This is a genomic window from Legionella rowbothamii, assembly GCF_900639985.1.
GTDB lineage: Bacteria > Pseudomonadota > Gammaproteobacteria > Legionellales > Legionellaceae > Legionella > Legionella rowbothamii.
In genome coordinates, this window is record NZ_CAAAIM010000001.1 from 234746 (window position 1) to 250564 (window position 15819).

The following is a 15819-nucleotide window of genomic DNA, read 5'->3' on the forward strand; positions in this document are numbered from 1 at the left end:
ACGTTCGGTCTAGAAAGTAGGTGAGGCCTTCCTATGCTTGTGATTAGTTAAAATCAAGATACAAAGCGGCATGGTCTGAAACCTCTTCACTCATAACCTCGAATTGATTAATTGTTATTTCTGGCGAAGTCAGGATGTAGTCTGCAAATTTTTCACTTTTTTTATAATAACTGGTCCGTGTAGAACGTACATTATTAACGGTGATAAGATTCGTCATGCCTTCTTCAATAATATGCATACTTTGTGTGTTTGGTCTTAAATTAAAATCACCGCATACTATTTTAGGTGTGTTAATTGTATCCATAAAATGGCGAATACGTAGGGATTGCTCGATTCGATCAGGGGTATCGCTTTTACCTCGGCCATTCCAAAGCCCATGCACATTTAAAATCGAATAGGTTTGATTATTGGACTCGCATTCAACCCATTGCATGTTCCGAGGATGATTCTCGCCAATTCCGGGATGATATTTTTTCTGGTGAATATTAATTTCACCTTCACTTAAAATATCAATGTTCTTTCTTAATAACATGGCTATGCCATAAACGTTATCCACCGCGGGTTTAAATATGGCGTAATGTTCAGGTAGTAGTTTTTGTAGATCAGAGAAAATATTTAAACTTAACTCCCGTTCTTGACGAGAGACAACGCGATGCGCATTGTGATAGACCTCTTGAAGGCAAAAAATGTCCACATCCTTATAATGATTTATAAATTTCAATAAGGGGATTCTTAAATGACCACCCCATAAATTTAATGTAACTAGCTTCATTCCCTGCTCATGTCTTTGATCTTATTCAATAATCATAGCCTATCTAGCTAAAATAATTCCAGAGGGTGGTTACATTATATCCATATTCGCGGATAAAAATGTTTCGGGTTTTCCCTAATTGACAGCAAAATAGTTTTTTGTAACGCTGACCTTGATTAAAACCAAGGAGTTTGTGTGAACGGATTGAAATATTATATTTTATTAATCACCTGCATTTGCTTTACGGCTGTAGCATATACAAAGCAAGAATCTCAATTACGTATTATCACCCCAGATAAAACAATTATTTTAGACCGAGCTGCTTTGCTTGCTCATTCAGAACTCACCCGTGTAACAATTAACAATGATCGCGCGTATCCTAATCAAATAATGTCTCATAAAGGTATCCCCTTATGTAAACTCCTTAAGCCTTATGTTGTCCAGGGTAATGAAGTTATTGAGTTTATCGCCAAAGATGATTTTCATGTCTATGTACCGATACAGAAAATTATGGATTGTACTAAACAATCATCCATTGGGGTGCTAGCAATCGAACCTATGTCTAAATGGCCAGTAATTGATAATCATACTGGAACTACGGCTGGACCTTATGAAATTATTTGGCTTTATCCTGAACGATCATACATCTCTAATGAATATTGGGCATGGGGTGTAGTTGCTATAAAAATTACCAATGGCCATGATTATAAAAATGTGCTTCCAGCACCTAAAACCACGGATAGATCGATCATTAATGGTCATAAGATATACATTAGTCACTGTGAAGGATGCCATGCGATGAATCGCATGGGAAAAAGCAAGATTGGTCCTGATTTAAATTGCTATAAAAATCCATGGGATTATTATCCCGATCGAGTGGTGTTGAAGAAGTTTATTCGTGAGCCAAAATCAGTTCGTGTTTTGCCTAAAGGAAGGATGAGTGGTTCAGATCCTATATCCTTATCTGAAAATGATTTGGATGATTTAATTAAGTTTTTTGCGGTGATGAAAAATAAAAAACAATGCTGATGTAATGTCCATCCAGGTTACGTTTTTAGGAGGTATTGATGATGTAGGGCAATAATCGCTGTTTTTAATTTATCAACGCCTGAGTCATTAATAACAATATCATCTGCGTTTTTTAAACGTAGACTTACATCAGGCTGTGCTGCCAAAATTGATAGGGCTTGCTTATGATCGCAGTTATCTCGCTGCATGAGACGTTCTATTTGTATGTGTTTGGGTGCTTGAATTAATAAAACACGGTTAATATAAGGGTAGTTTTTTTTATCGATTAGTAAAGGAATTTCTACAATGCAATAAGGTGTAGTACTTAATTCAACTTGCTCTTTAATTTTTTGCCGAATGAGCGGATGTAGAAGTTGTTCAAGCCATGTGCGTTCTTTGGGATCGCTGAAGATAATTGCTCTTAATGCTTTACGGTTAAGTTCATTATGTTCATTTAAAATTTTAGAACCAAAATGCGCAACAATTTGAGTATAGGCATCTTGGCCCTTGAGGGTAAGGGCGCGCGATATGTTATCTGCATTGACAATGTCTATTCCTAATTCAGAAAATACTTCGGCTGCAAGACTTTTGCCGCTTGCAATTCCACCAGTTAACCCCACACAATACACCATTAATCTAACCCATTTTTATTAACGCACGTAATTAAATTGACATAGCAGGTTCCAGGTACCGTACTTTTTTGACGACAAAAATCTTTGGCTGCTAATGCGGCGTCATCGCGTTGTGGATAAGGATTACTGCGCCAAACAATCGCGGTTCGGTCTAGGGCCGAGCATACCCACATAGGCTCAACACTTACCCCCTGAACGAAGCGTTCACAATTATTTCTTCTTATCTTACAGGTAGCTGGGCTCGCACTTCCTTTTTTACACATGTCAAAGGCAAAATTTACAGCGACTTTTCGATAAGTGCTCGCAGCAATCCATGGTTTGCCACTTGCATCATAAGTTGTACATTGCCAATAGTTCCCATCCAACGGCAGTTGTGCAAATGCTGAAAAAGAAAAACTGAGCAAAAATAAAAAACAGATGCGTACATAATAATTCATTTTTTTTCTCCCTGGAGCAGTTTTTTTAATTGCTCAATGGATAGAGCTTTTGAAAAATACCATCCTTGTAGTAATTGTACTTCATTTTTAAGCAAATAATTTACTTGTTCTTTCGTTTCAACACCTTCTGCAATTATAATTAAATTGAGTTTTTTAGCTAAATCAATAATTGCATCGTTGAGTAATTCAGTAATGGCTTTGCTGCCAATGGCCTGAATATATATTTTATCTATTTTTAAATAGCTAAAAGGAAAGTGTTGTAGATAACTTAAGCTTGCATGGCCTGTCCCATAATCATCTATAGCCAATGAAAATCCTTTATTGCGTAATTCTTGCATCTTTTGTAGGTAAATATCATTATGTTCATCGAGTAAGTTGCGTTCAGTTATTTCCAGTAAAATCTGAGTTGAGGCAATTGAATAGTCCTGTTGCAATTGATAAAACTTATCAAAAAAATCGGAATCAATAAAATGGGCTGCGCAAATATTGATGGATAAATGAAATAAAGGGCTGGATTTTAAAATATCTTGAGTTTCTTTAAAGGTAATTTCAACAATTTGCAACGTGATGGGGACAATTAACCTTGCCTCCTCAGCCTCAATTATGAATGAGTCGGGCATAATAACTTCGTCATGCTTAGTCCTCCATCTTACTAGAACTTCTACACTCGAATATTGATTCAGTTTAACGTTAAAAATGGGTTGATATACTGGATAAAACAGTCTGCGTTTGATGGCTTTTCTTATCGACCATAGTAATGAGGTTCGTACATGAATTAAATTTTTTAATAAATAATATGAAAAAGCCGACAAGATTAAAATATCAAGAGTAAGTAGAATTTGGCTGTTTCGTAAGTTGCTAAATAAAATTTGAGGCGAATAAATTAATTTTACACTTACTCCCTTAATGTTTTGGAGATTAACGCTGGCAACAATCGGTTTAACAATTAAAGGAAATCGGGGAGGGGCCATAGTGTGATCCATCAGTGATGTTTTTGGCTTCTTAGATATTTTAAGTAAACTTTCTTTATTATTCTGATTATATAAAATGATCGTGTAATTATCTTGCCCATTTGGTTTAAGTAGATCTTCAAGCATCGAGGCCATAAAAATTAATTCTATTTTGTAATGGCCAATGTTCTTTCTTAATGAGTAAATTGGAAAATTATAAGTAGGACGCTCTAAGGGGCCGACTATAGTTGGGGATGGAGTATCCTCATTTATAAGAAAACTGTTACTGTAAGATAGGGTGGAGCAAAAAAGGTTATGGTCGGTATCCTTAATTGAGATTGCTAAAATTTTAGGATGAGCAATATTTATATAATCTAAATAGGGCAAAAGATCCTCTTTACAATCTAATTTAGCTTTTTTTAAGATGGGTAAGGTCTGCAGGAGATAAAAGGCTTCGTTTATTAAGCTATCAAGATTATATGCTGAAACATGGGCTGCTTTTGATACTTGAATGTAGGCTTTGGCAATATGGTTCTGCCACATAATGTAGGAGCAGAAACAAAGAGTTGTCAGAGTAAGTATCCCCCAAAACACAGTAAACTGCCTGTTAATATAGTGTAAAAAGGGATGCCGCAATTGGTCCATAATGTTATGTTTTATGCATAGGCGTCCTTTATAGAGTTTAGTGTGATTTCTGCTAAATTCCCAATAATATCTTTATTCGTATTTAGTGGAGGAAGCCAATAGAGAGTAGTTCCAATAGGGCGTATTAATGCACCATGCTCTAATGCCTGCTGATATATTTTATTTCCTATACGATTTGATGGTGTTGTTGTTTCTAAATCCGCAGCAACCAGGGCACCAACACCGCGAACATTGGTTAATTTACCTGATACTTGGGCAATTTCTTGCATACAAGCAAACATATAATCGCCAAGTGAACGTGCTTGGTTAATAATTTGTTCTGTATGCATGGCTTTTATTGTGGCTAATGCAGCGCAGACACCTAACGAATGGCCACTATACGTATGTGAATGTAGGAACGAATTTCCGCTAGAATAATCATTGTAAAAAAGCTCAAAAATATCGTTATCGATCATCACGCAGCTCAGTGGAACTGAACCCGATGTTAAACCTTTAGATAAGCAAATCAAGTCTGGCTGAATGCCTGCATGATCGCAGGCTAACCATTCACCAGTTCGGCAAAGTCCAGTCATGATTTCATCGGCAATAAGATAAACATCGTTTGCTTTGGCCCAGAGAGACAGTTTTTTTAGAAAGTCAGGGCTATAACACAACATACCTCCAGCCCCTTGTACTATGGGTTCAAAGATGATTGCACAGGTTTTCTCGACAAGGGCATTTAGTTGCTTTTCTGTTGCAGGCCAATACTCCTCACAATTATTCCAGAGGGGATCATTTTTTCCTGAGACATAAGGAATATGTTCAAGAAATTGGCAGGGTACTCCGTAGGCTTCGTAAGGGGCTTTATAGAGACCCAAATCGCTCGTTCCCATGGTGGCAAGGGTTTCACCATGATAACCATTTTTTAGAGCAATAAATTGTTTTTTATTACTTAAGCCTTTGATTTGATTTGCATGAATTGTCAGTTTTAAAGCGATTTCAACCGCACTTGAGCCATCGCTACCAAAGAAAATATGTTGCTTTTGGGTTACCTGGGCTAACTCTTCAGCCAGTTCAACTAAAGCGGGATGCGTAGTATTTGCTGCAATTACATGCTCGAAGCGATGCAGCTGGGTTGTAATTGCCTCAATTATTGCAGGATGACCGTGGCCTAAAGATTTACACCACCAGCTGGAAATCCCATCTATAAGCTGTCCCTTATTTGTATAAAGGTAACTTCCTTTCGCGCGCTCAACAACAAGCGGGGGGATAGCTTCAAAATCTTTCATTTGGGCACAAGGATGCCAAACGTGTTTTAAATCGCGATGAATTAATTGTTCTATGTTGACCATTTTTAAAATTTTGGTTGACAAGACTGTACGCCACTTTATCATGTCCTCTATGGCAAATAATAGGGGTTAATTGTGACTCAAAAAATAAAAAAATGGTCAACATCCGAAATTACGGCGCTTTATGAGCAATCATTTAATGATTTATTAAATCAAGCGCATAGCATCCATAGGGAAAATCATGATGCGAATGCGTTGCAATTTGCAACCTTACTTAGTATCAAAACAGGGGCTTGTCCGGAAGATTGCGGTTATTGTTCTCAAAGCGGTCATCATCAGACGCATGTGGAAAAAGAAAAGTTGATGACGGTGGATACCGTGCTAAAAAGTGCGCAAGAAGCAAAAAATGGTGGTGCCAAACGTTTTTGCATGGGGGCTGCTTGGCGTTGTCCTCCAGAGAAAGTAATGCCTCAATTACAAGAAATGATTGCTGGTGTTAAAGCTTTAGGCTTAGAAACATGCATGACGCTAGGGATGCTTAATAAAGAGCAAGCTACGTGCTTAAAAGAAGCGGGCTTAGATTACTACAACCACAATATTGATACTTCTCCCTCCTATTATGAAAAGGTAGTTACTACTCGTAAATTTAGCGAGCGTTTAGAAACTTTAGATAATGTTCGTGAAGCGGGCATTAATGTCTGTTGTGGGGGAATTTTAGGCTTAGGGGAAACTCGAGAAGATCGTATTGAGTTTTTATTAACTTTAGCCAATATGGATACGCCACCAGAAAGCGTTCCAATTAATCGTTTAATCCCAGTTGAGGGAACACCCTTGGCCAAAGCCCAACCTGTTGAAGGTATCGAATTAGTACGCACCATTGCTACTGCACGCATATTAATGCCTAAAAGTGCTATTCGTTTAACTGCGGGACGAACTGAAATGAGCGATGAGTTGCAGGCTCTTTGTTATTTTGCAGGCGCAAACTCGGTGTTTATTGGTGATAAGTTATTAACGGAAGATAATCCACAACGTGCCAAAGATAAGCTGTTATTTAATAAATTAGGCTTAACTGAGCTTGCTGAAGCATAAATTGTATGGGTTCGGGGAGGTGCTTGAAGTGTGGCATGGACGAAGCGTAGAGTAATTCCGGATTTGTGCGCAAATCAGGGTTCGATCCCATATTACGCTGCGCTAAAACGACTACGTTCTTTTAATAAATAGAGCAATAATGTCCTTAAACAAAAAAATAACAAGCTATACTAATCAACTTAAAGAACAAGGCTTATTGAGACAGCGAACCGTACTTCAATCGGATAACTCGTCATTAATTCATTTTGACAGTAATGACTATTTATCATTGACTACGAACAAGCGTATTTCAGCTGCTTATCAACTAGGATATTCTCGCTATCCTAGCGGTAGTGGTGCATCCATGCTCCTTAGCGGTTACCACGAAAATCATCGTGCACTGGAGCAGGCTTTTGCTCAATTCTTAGCTGTAGATGAATGCATTTTATTTTCTTCAGGATACGCTGCGAATCTTGCCATGACTGCATTGCTTGGGCGATTAAAAGCGCATTGTTTTGTGGATAAAGAATTACATGCATCGGCTTATGATGGTTTAGCTTTGTCACAAGTTAGTTTTACACGATATTTTCATAATGACCTAGTGGACTTAACCCGTAAGTTATCACAACATTCAGCAAATTCCGCTTTAATTACTGAAGGTATTTTCAGTATGAGTGGGCAAATAGCGCCATTGTCGTCTATCTCTGCTTTATGTGAAGCCAACCAAACTGAGCTATTGGTTGATGAGGCTCATTCTTTTGGAATTATTGGTGAGCAAGGTAGGGGAGCGGTTGCCTATCATGGACTAACTCAACAAGAAGTTCCTTTACGCGTTATTCCTTTTGGAAAATCACTTGCGTCACAAGGAGCTTTGATTGCAGGGGCACATGTTTGGATTGCTGCGTTATTGCAAGCAGGTCGCTCATTAATTTATTCTACAGCTATTAGCCCGGCCTTAAGTTATGGGTTATTAACCACTCTAGATGTACTTGCTGCTGCGGATGAGAGACGCTCAAAACTGAAGCAGTTGGTAAACTTGTTTCGTGAGCACGCTCAATCGTCACCTTTTGATTGGGCTGATTCATCGACACCCATCCAGCAACTACGCTTGGGATGTCCGCATTTGGCCTTGCACTATACCCAAGAGCTCAAAAAGGAAGGTATCAGTTGCTTGGCGATTCGTAAACCGACTGTAGGTAAAAAAGAAACCGGATTACGTATTATTTTGAATTATGAGCATACTCCAGAGCAGATTAATAGTTTATTTAAGAAGTTAAATGTGATTTATGAATATACATCTCAATAAGCACGGTTCGGGATTTCCATTGGTTTTTTTCCATGGGTGGGGCTTTGACCAGCACATTTGGGTGACTTTAGTGTCAGAGTTACAGTCAACGTATCAGCTTATTCTCGTTGATTTACCAGGCTTTGGGCAAAGCCCTATGATGGATTGGCCTGCTTTTAAAACAAGCTTATTAGCTCAATTACCCGACTATTTTGCTGTTGTTGGCTGGTCTATGGGAGGATTGTATGGCACGCGCTTGGCGTTAGAGGCTCCACAGCGGGTGACTCATTTAATGAATATCTGTTCCTCACCACGCTTTTTGCTAGATAACTCCTGGCCAGGGGTTGCTAGGGAGGTATTTGCTGAGTTTTATCGTAAATTATCACACGCCCCACGGAACACGTTGAAGGAGTTTATTGAGCTACAAACTAGTAGAATTAAATTCAAAATTGAATTAGGGGGTTTACCGACTGCAGAAGGCTTAGCATCTGGATTGGAAATCTTAGATACTTGGGATTTTCGCGAGCAAATGACTCAATTTGACCGTCCGGCCTGTTATATGTTTAGCCGCCTGGATCCTATTGTCCCGGTTAAGACAATGAGAGTGATGCAAGAAATATATCCTAACTTTAATTACGTGTTTTTCAATCGTGCAGCGCATATGCCATTTTTATCACATCCAGATTTATTTCTTAATGAACTCCGAGGGTTTATTAAATGAAGCGATATTTTATTACAGGGACTGATACGGATTGCGGGAAAACGTATGTTACTGCACATTTAGTTAAGCATTTTTCTAGATCTGCTGCAATTAAACCCGTTGCGAGCGGTTGTATAGAGCTAGATAATCAGCTAGTGAGTTTGGATGCTTTGGCGTTACAAGAGCATAGTAATTTAAGTTTGGATGTAATTAATCCTTGGCGTTTTAAGTTACCCATTTCTCCTCATCTTGCGGCTAAGGAAGAGAGATGTTCTTTATCTGTTACCGAGATCGCGGATTATTGTCTTAATTTACATTTAGCAGGCACTGATCGGTTATTTATTGAAGGAGCGGGGGGCTTAATGGTTCCGCTAAATGAGCATGAAATGTGGATAGATTTTTTAAAAATCACTCAATTTCCTGTAATTTTCGTAGTGGGAATGAAGTTAGGCTGCATCAATCATGCCATGTTGACTGAAACCGCATTAAAAGCCCATAAGATACAGTGTGCCGGATGGATTGCGAATTGCATTGATCCGAAGATGTTAGCTTTATCCGCAAATATAGAGACATTAAAGTCGTTGCTTAAAGCTCCTCTTTTAGCAACATTGCCCTTTGCAGGTACTTTTTCTGAAGTTAATTTATAGCATTTTTAAATTCAAAGAAAAAACTGTAACTATTGTGAATAAGGTGAAGAGCCTCAGGATTAAGTGTATGGAGCACGAGTTGTTTCGTTACTATTTTCCCTTTGTTCAAATAAAACCACTTGATGTCCTAGTTGTTGTCCAATAATATATTTACGACTATCAATAGCTTAGAGGTGATTTATGTTGACCAAGGATAAGCTTGTACATTCAGTTATGACGGCGTTTTTAGTTCTTGCTACTAGCAGTGCAAATGCAACGGATGCTAATGAAGCCCCTGCAATGGAAAAATGTTACGGTATTGCTAAAATGGGTATGAATGATTGTTCTACGGCTACTGCATCATGCGCTGGTTCAGCAACTAAAGATCAGCAAAAAGACGCGTTTCTTTTTATGCCCAAAGGACTTTGTGAAAAAATTGTAGGTGGAAGTCTTAAATCAGAATAAGGAAGTGAAAATGAAACAAAGGATTGCCCACTGGGGTTTATTATTTATAAGTTTAATTACCTTCTCTGCTACACTGCAAGCGGAGCCAGAGACTCTTATCCTTGATAACCATCATACTTATGTTGCATGGAATATTAAACATTTGGGTTTTTCAACGCAAACAGGCAAATGGTATGCAACAGGACAGCTTATTATTGATAAAGATCATCCTGAGAATAGTAAAGTTGTAGCTAATATTAATGTTGCTGATATCGTGACTGGTTTACCTGAATTGGATAAGCATTTAAAAGGTAAATTATTTTTTGATGTAGAGCATTTTCCTAAGGCAACCTTTGTTAGTGATAAAGTTCAAGTAACCGGTAAAAACAAGGCGGATGTTAGTGGTATATTAACCCTACATGGTGTGAGCAAGCCGGTGGTATTGCATGTGACTTTTAATAAGGCAGCCATGAATCCTATCAATAATAAAATGACGGCAGGATTTACTGCAACGGCATTGATTAAACGTTCTGATTTTGGAATCAATACTTTATTACCTTCTCTGGGAGATGAAGTTGAGTTGAATATAAATGCTGAAGCTTATCAGGATAAAAAGGCAGGGTAAGTTTTTATTGGGAAGAGAGGCTAGTTCATTGCCATAAAGTTAAGCCAACCGTTTGAGCCAATATAGGATCGGCGCACAACCAAGCATCGATCCTGTATTACGCTGAGCTAATAGGGGCTACATTCGTAATATGGGAGTTCAACAAACTTTCACTTCCTTAAAAATATAAGGAATTACAATGCAAATTAAAAATAGCGCGACCCGTTTTGGTATTATTGCTATTTGGCTTCATTGGATTATTGCTGGATTAATCATTGGCTTATTAGTGCTGGGTTTATACATGGTAAACCTCCCCCTTAGCCTGGAAAAATTAAAACTTTATGGATGGCATAAGGAGTATGGATTCTTAGTACTGTTTCTTGCACTGTTTCGTCTTATTTGGCGTTTATGTAATACGACGCCAGAATTGGCATTGCCCTGGCTAGAAAAAATCGCAGCGCACACCATGCATTGGATTTTTTATGGATTTATGTTTGCTATGCCCATTACGGGGTGGTTAATTACCTCTGCAGCAGGCTTGCCTGCTTCTTTTTTTGGCTTATTTTCGTTGCCTAATCTTGTGTCTCCTGATCAACATAAACTTGCATTATTTGAGTGGATGCATCAATGGCTAGGTTATGCGTTGATTGCTGCGATTTGCTTGCATGCAGCTGCGGCTTTAAAACACCATTTTATTAATAAGGATGATATATTAAGGAGGATGCTATGATGAAATTAAGCCAACTATTTTTATTTTTTATCTTATCTTTTTTTTCCAGTGTTTATGCGGGCTCATTATCCCAATGGGATATTATTCCAGCAGAAAGCAGTATTAGTTTTACTGGAACGCAAAATAATGCCCCTGTAACTGGAGCATTTAAGTTATTTAAAGGAACTATCGAGGTTGATCCTGAAAAACCTGAAAGTGCTAAGCTCGATTTTATTATAAATATGGACTCACTCTCAGTTTCCTATGCGGATTTAGCAAATATATTGATTACTCCTGAGTGGTTTGACATTAAGGCGTTTCCAACCGCGGAGTTTAAATCAAACAAAATTAGCAAAATCGATGATCAACATTATAGCGCCGCAGGTATTTTAACCATTAAAAATAAATCTCAGCCTATAGTTTTGAAGTTTACTGCTGTAGAGTCTCCAAAAAATCATGGGGCTGTGGAGGGCTCAACGATAATTAAACGCAGTGATTTTGGTGTCGGCTCAGGGGAGTGGGCAAGTACCGATACAGTTAAAGATGAGGTAACAGTTAATTTTAAAGTCGCGGCAACACGTAAGAAGTAATGATGTCCCTCCGTATTAGGCTGCGCTAATAAGTACTCTATTGTGAAAAGATAACAAATTTGCATGCTCGAGGTGTTAATAATATACTCAAGATGATTTTATTTATTTCATTTTTGGTGTAACCCAGAAAGGAGCTCTATATGATAATCAAATCATTAGCAGCGGGATTAGTGCTTACTTCTTCTATGATCTTAGCAAATAGTCCAAACCAATCAGCATGTTATAAGGAATTTCAGGGAGAGAAAGGATGGCATATGGTTTCAAAAACCTGTCCTGTTCCTCCGGCTCGAAATTGGCAGGAATATTATAGCGGGGGGTATACTCAGCCTGCATTGTAAGGGAGGCGATCAACTTGTCGGATAAAGCGTAGGCTGGGCGCTATCAAGCCCAGCAAACACAGCTTGAGCTACTTCCTATGCAGGCCTTCCCAACCAGAGCAACACCTTAATCTCTTCATGGGCATTTTATAGTGTACATGGGCGTAGTATTTGTTCTTGGGTTTCATCAAAAAATTGCAACTCGTATTCTACGGATTGGCCAAAGGCTGCTTTCATTTTCATCTGAGTGTTCTTTGTCGACTTGAGCGCTAAAGTATCAATCGCATCTGCAAGTGTTAGGGTTGCCTCAACAAAAGTGTTACTTGAATAGGTCTTTATCCAGTCTTTATAGGGATTTGCAAGTAATTGCTTTGGTGCTAATTTTTTGGTCCCCAATTTATAATAAATCCAAAAACAAGGAAAAATACTGCAGAGCGATACCGGAAGCTCTTCAGTATCAAGAGACTTTTCTTGAAGATACTCCACGTAAGATGAAATGGCTAGGCCGGGTTGAGATGTTTCGGTGTGGGTAAAATACTTTTTATACCGCTCTTGCATGCGTTGTTCACCTGAAATAATGTCGCTGTGCAAATAGTCTAGTTGTTGAGATAGCTTTGGATTAACTTTAGCGGCTCTTTTGGAGATATTTTTTAATATGAACGCATAGTGATGCAGATAAATATAGTCGTCATGTAAAAAGTTGCCAAAAGTATCCGCTTTTAAAGTGCCGTCAAATAATTGTTGATTAAAAGGATGTTTATAAATTTTTTCTAAGTTTCGAGCAATGGGCGGTGTTTTCAACAAAGACGAAACAAAATTAACTGTTATTGGTGCTGGAAAAAAAGATAAGCTTTTACTGTACATAATTCACTCTTCCTTCGCTGGCATTATCCAGAGCAGGTACAAAGGGTGATTCTCAGCTAAACCGGGTATTGGTTTAGCACCCCTGGTGATAAAAATGTGATCCTACAGTTTAAACTATGGGCTTGTCAATAAACTTTTATGTATGTTTTTATAGGAAAAAATGGAGTTTTGCTATTACCATTGCTAATGGCTTATAGTATGTCTATGAGGCAGCATTAATTGGTAATAAAACGTTAACTAACCCTTAGTTGCAAGTAGCCCGAAGTTGGGAAGAGGGAACTGTGAAATTGTATAAAATAATGAGAGAAACCTGGTTGCATGCAACCAGGCTAATAACTTAGTGTCTTTGTCTTATTCTCTTATCAGGTACATTTAATATAATTTTTCTTTGCTCCGTTAAGCCAAACACTACTGCCTCGTGACTTAATTTTTGTAAGCCTTGAATGAGGCGTTTAGCTGGGCTGAAATGTAAATGAGAAACCTGGTCTTTTTTCTTTAACAAAATGTTTTGAAATTGATCCACATCAAAATCGTACTCTTGTTCTTCATGGAAGCAATTCAATACCTCATTAAGCAGTTTCTTTTGGGTTTCATTACGTTTCTTAAATAGTGGATTCCTGCTTTTTTGAAGATTAGTCTCTATATCTTTTTTTATATCTAAAAGCGATTGAGATAGGCTTGAAGAAAAAACTTCTTTTTGTTCTTTAAGCGTTTTTATTCGTGCTTCTTGTAATTGTTTTCCTGATTCCAACCACGAGGAGTCATTGACTTCACCCTCGTTAGCGCCAAGGAACTTCATCATTCCTAATGGATTTTCATGCAATGGAATTGAGTTGGGCGATTTAAATGCGTTATGCAATTGATAATGGTAAAATGACAGCGGTTGTACCTCATGAATAAGTTCATGACTATTCATTACATATTTACCAAAAAGCGCGTTAGCAATTTCAACAGGTCCTGTGGTACAAACAATGATGGATTTAAGGTAAAGATTAATTTCTTTTTTTCTGTAATAGTTTAAAAAATCATCATCATTCAAGTGTAGAATGTGTTTGGTTTCTACATATTCTTTATTAAAAAATAAAAACTTAACCAGATTCAGGTTTTGTTCTACCTCATTTCTGAGTCTTTGTATGGTATCTGTTGATGATTCATCACCCGTCCTATTAAAACGTATAAATAAATCATTGCTCGCCATGATTTGTTGAATATAATTTCTATAACTCCGAGATGAAGTCAACGGTGTTGAATCAATAAGCCCAGGCTGTTGTTTCAGATCTTTTGATTTAGCAATATAAAGGGTTTCTGGTCGATTTCTCATCAGTCGAATTACATAACGACTTAATAAGGTATCACTAAATTGTTTTTCGACCTGTTCATTAAAATCATTGTCATAATGTGTCAACTTCATTAACAGGTTATGATGTACTTTATCTACCAATTGAGTCGCGGCATCAGCATCAACTACCGCAATAAAATCGTTATTTGCCAAGATAAACTCTTTGCTCCCTAGTTTTAAACTACCAATATTGAGTAATAGGGGAGCATCAACATCAATTAGTTCTGGAAAGTCAGAAGTATCAATTGGATAATCAAAATCGGAGTAAGTTCCCAATTTATAAAATGGTGATAGCCATCTTAATATATCGCTGGCAACGGCAAGATTTCCACCTTGATTTAAGTGAGTAATTTCATCATTGTAAAAATGAAATAGCCTTTGCTCATTATCAGAGACTATCCCGGTGAATGCGATGCGTACGTCAATAGGTATAATTCGGTGCTCTTGGCAGTAGTGCATTAAATCTTGGATTGATTTACTATTAATGAGTAAAGAATCGTAAATCAAATGAATGACATCTGATGGGTTTGTCTCGCGCATCTTACTGAGACGAATCTGATTTTCTAGATTCATAAATAGGTCGCGATTATTGCTCAACCATATTTTTATGTGGTGGTGCGGATTGTATCTGTATGTATTCATAATCATATTTTTTTTAAGTAGTGTTAATTTAATTAAAGTATTAGATTGCCGAATATTCCACTTTATGTTATAAATATGGCGCTTTTTAAATACACACACGTTTCGGCACGTACGTTAGGGTCCCTTGGGGTGGCGTATGGGGAACGTGGAGGCATAACCCTGGAGAAATAATAATGAATGTAAGTATGCGTGAATTGCTCGAAGCGGGCGCTCATTTTGGACATAGAACACGTTTCTGGAATCCTGAAATGGGAGAGTACATTTTTGGTGCTCGTAATAAGATCCACATCATCAATCTTGAAAGAACGATGGTTATGTTAAACGACGTAGTTAACTACGTTGGTCGTTTGGCTTCTAACAAAGCTAAAATCCTTTTTGTTGGTACTAAACGAGCTGCACAAGAAAGTATTCGTGAACACGCGAAACGTTGTGGCATGCCTTATGTTGATCACCGTTGGTTAGGTGGTATGTTAACTAACTACAAAACTGTTCGCCAGTCGATCTTCCGTTTGAAAGAATTAAAAGAAATGAAAGACAAAGGACTGTTCGAAGGGATGATCAAAAAAGAAGCCTTAATGCTAACCCGTGAGCTTGAAAAATTAGAGCGTGGCTTGGGTGGTATTGAACACATGGGCGGGTTGCCTGATGCATTATTTATTGTTGACGTTGGTTTTGAACACATCGCTGTTGAAGAAGCTCGTCGCTTAAAGATCCCTGTTATTGGTGTTGTTGATACAAATAACAGCCCTAAAAACATCGATTACATTATTCCTGGTAATGATGATTCTATGCGTGCAGTAGACATCTATGTTCGTTGCATTGCCGATGCTATTTTGGATGCAAAAAACAGTAACTCTGTTGGTGGACTTTCTTCTGACGCTGAATTTGTTGAAGTTGTTGAGAAGGAAGGCAGTACTGAAAAAGCTGGTGAATAATTAAT

The 15819-nt window shown here is 37.9% G+C and carries 18 protein-coding genes and 1 riboswitch; of the genes, 11 read left to right on the plus strand and 7 right to left on the minus strand.

Annotated features, from left to right (window positions below; translation table 11 throughout):
- Positions 1–43: 43 nt before the first annotated feature.
- Positions 44–772, minus strand: coding sequence for an endonuclease/exonuclease/phosphatase family protein (locus E1P08_RS00980; RefSeq protein WP_133135159.1), 729 nt, complete (start codon positions 770–772; stop codon positions 44–46).
- Between the two features lie 174 nt (positions 773–946).
- Between E1P08_RS00980 and E1P08_RS00985 the strand changes: the two genes are divergently transcribed.
- Positions 947–1780, plus strand: a complete 834-nt coding sequence (locus tag E1P08_RS00985) for a c-type cytochrome (RefSeq protein ID WP_133135160.1) — start codon at positions 947–949, stop codon at positions 1778–1780.
- A 17-nt stretch (positions 1781–1797) separates the two neighbouring features.
- Here E1P08_RS00985 and coaE read toward each other — a convergent pair whose 3' ends face one another.
- The 4 genes from coaE to bioA all read right to left on the minus strand — a co-directional run bounded on the left by coaE (position 1798) and on the right by bioA (position 5754).
- Positions 1798–2391: a dephospho-CoA kinase gene (coaE, locus tag E1P08_RS00990; protein ID WP_133135161.1), complete on the minus strand. Its 594-nt coding sequence runs from the start codon at positions 2389–2391 to the stop codon at positions 1798–1800.
- Positions 2391–2828: a hypothetical protein gene (locus E1P08_RS00995; RefSeq protein ID WP_133135162.1), complete on the minus strand. Its 438-nt coding sequence runs from the start codon at positions 2826–2828 to the stop codon at positions 2391–2393. Before E1P08_RS00995 ends, coaE begins: the two co-directional genes overlap by 1 nt.
- Positions 2825–4321, minus strand: coding sequence for an EAL domain-containing protein (locus E1P08_RS01000; RefSeq protein WP_242602332.1), 1497 nt, complete (start codon positions 4319–4321; stop codon positions 2825–2827). Before E1P08_RS01000 ends, E1P08_RS00995 begins: the two co-directional genes overlap by 4 nt.
- Before the next feature lie 113 nt (positions 4322–4434).
- On the minus strand, positions 4435–5754 hold the full coding sequence (gene bioA, locus E1P08_RS01005; protein WP_133135969.1) for an adenosylmethionine--8-amino-7-oxononanoate transaminase: 1320 nt from the start codon (positions 5752–5754) through the stop codon (positions 4435–4437).
- A gap of 72 nt (positions 5755–5826) precedes the next feature.
- On the opposite strand from bioA, the gene bioB reads away from it, so the two are divergent.
- The 9 genes from bioB to E1P08_RS01050 all read left to right on the plus strand — a co-directional run bounded on the left by bioB (position 5827) and on the right by E1P08_RS01050 (position 12055).
- On the plus strand, positions 5827–6780 hold the full coding sequence (gene bioB, locus E1P08_RS01010) for a biotin synthase BioB (RefSeq protein ID WP_133135164.1): 954 nt from the start codon (positions 5827–5829) through the stop codon (positions 6778–6780).
- 139 nt (positions 6781–6919) lie between these two features.
- Positions 6920–8065 carry an aminotransferase class I/II-fold pyridoxal phosphate-dependent enzyme gene (locus E1P08_RS01015; protein ID WP_133135165.1) on the plus strand — a complete coding sequence of 382 codons (1146 nt, stop codon included), beginning with the start codon at positions 6920–6922 and terminating at the stop codon, positions 8063–8065.
- Positions 8046–8765 (plus strand): alpha/beta fold hydrolase, encoded by a 720-nt coding sequence (locus tag E1P08_RS01020; RefSeq protein ID WP_133135166.1) that lies wholly within the window; start codon positions 8046–8048, stop codon positions 8763–8765. Before E1P08_RS01015 ends, E1P08_RS01020 begins: the two co-directional genes overlap by 20 nt.
- A complete protein-coding gene (bioD, locus tag E1P08_RS01025) occupies positions 8762–9391 on the plus strand; it encodes a dethiobiotin synthase (RefSeq protein WP_133135167.1) in 630 nt (209 codons plus the stop codon). The genes E1P08_RS01020 and bioD overlap by 4 nt, the downstream gene beginning before the upstream one ends.
- Before the next feature lie 180 nt (positions 9392–9571).
- Entirely contained in the window at positions 9572–9835 is a 264-nt protein-coding gene (locus E1P08_RS01030) for a BufA1 family periplasmic bufferin-type metallophore (RefSeq protein ID WP_133135168.1), read from the plus strand.
- Positions 9836–9845: 10 nt separating this feature from the next.
- Entirely contained in the window at positions 9846–10439 is a 594-nt protein-coding gene (locus E1P08_RS01035; RefSeq protein WP_133135169.1) for a YceI family protein, read from the plus strand.
- A gap of 178 nt (positions 10440–10617) precedes the next feature.
- Positions 10618–11148 (plus strand): cytochrome b, encoded by a 531-nt coding sequence (locus E1P08_RS01040; protein WP_133135170.1) that lies wholly within the window; start codon positions 10618–10620, stop codon positions 11146–11148.
- Positions 11145–11717 carry a YceI family protein gene (locus E1P08_RS01045; protein ID WP_242602333.1) on the plus strand — a complete coding sequence of 191 codons (573 nt, stop codon included), beginning with the start codon at positions 11145–11147 and terminating at the stop codon, positions 11715–11717. Before E1P08_RS01040 ends, E1P08_RS01045 begins: the two co-directional genes overlap by 4 nt.
- A 140-nt stretch (positions 11718–11857) precedes the next feature.
- A complete protein-coding gene (locus E1P08_RS01050; protein ID WP_133135171.1) occupies positions 11858–12055 on the plus strand; it encodes a hypothetical protein in 198 nt (65 codons plus the stop codon).
- Positions 12056–12181: 126 nt separating this feature from the next.
- Here the strand turns inward: E1P08_RS01050 and E1P08_RS01055 are convergent, their stop codons facing one another.
- Entirely contained in the window at positions 12182–12898 is a 717-nt protein-coding gene (locus E1P08_RS01055) for a TenA family protein (protein WP_133135172.1), read from the minus strand.
- Positions 12890–12992: riboswitch (TPP riboswitch) on the minus strand. It overlaps the preceding gene by 9 nt.
- A 243-nt stretch (positions 12993–13235) precedes the next feature.
- Complete coding sequence (locus E1P08_RS01060) at positions 13236–14885, minus strand: glycosyltransferase family 88 protein (protein ID WP_341272474.1); 1650 nt, start codon at positions 14883–14885, stop codon at positions 13236–13238.
- Positions 14886–15049: 164 nt separating this feature from the next.
- Here E1P08_RS01060 and rpsB point away from each other — a divergent pair, with 164 nt between their 5' ends.
- A complete protein-coding gene (gene rpsB, locus E1P08_RS01065; RefSeq protein ID WP_133135174.1) occupies positions 15050–15814 on the plus strand; it encodes a 30S ribosomal protein S2 in 765 nt (254 codons plus the stop codon).
- Positions 15815–15819: the final 5 nt, after the last annotated feature.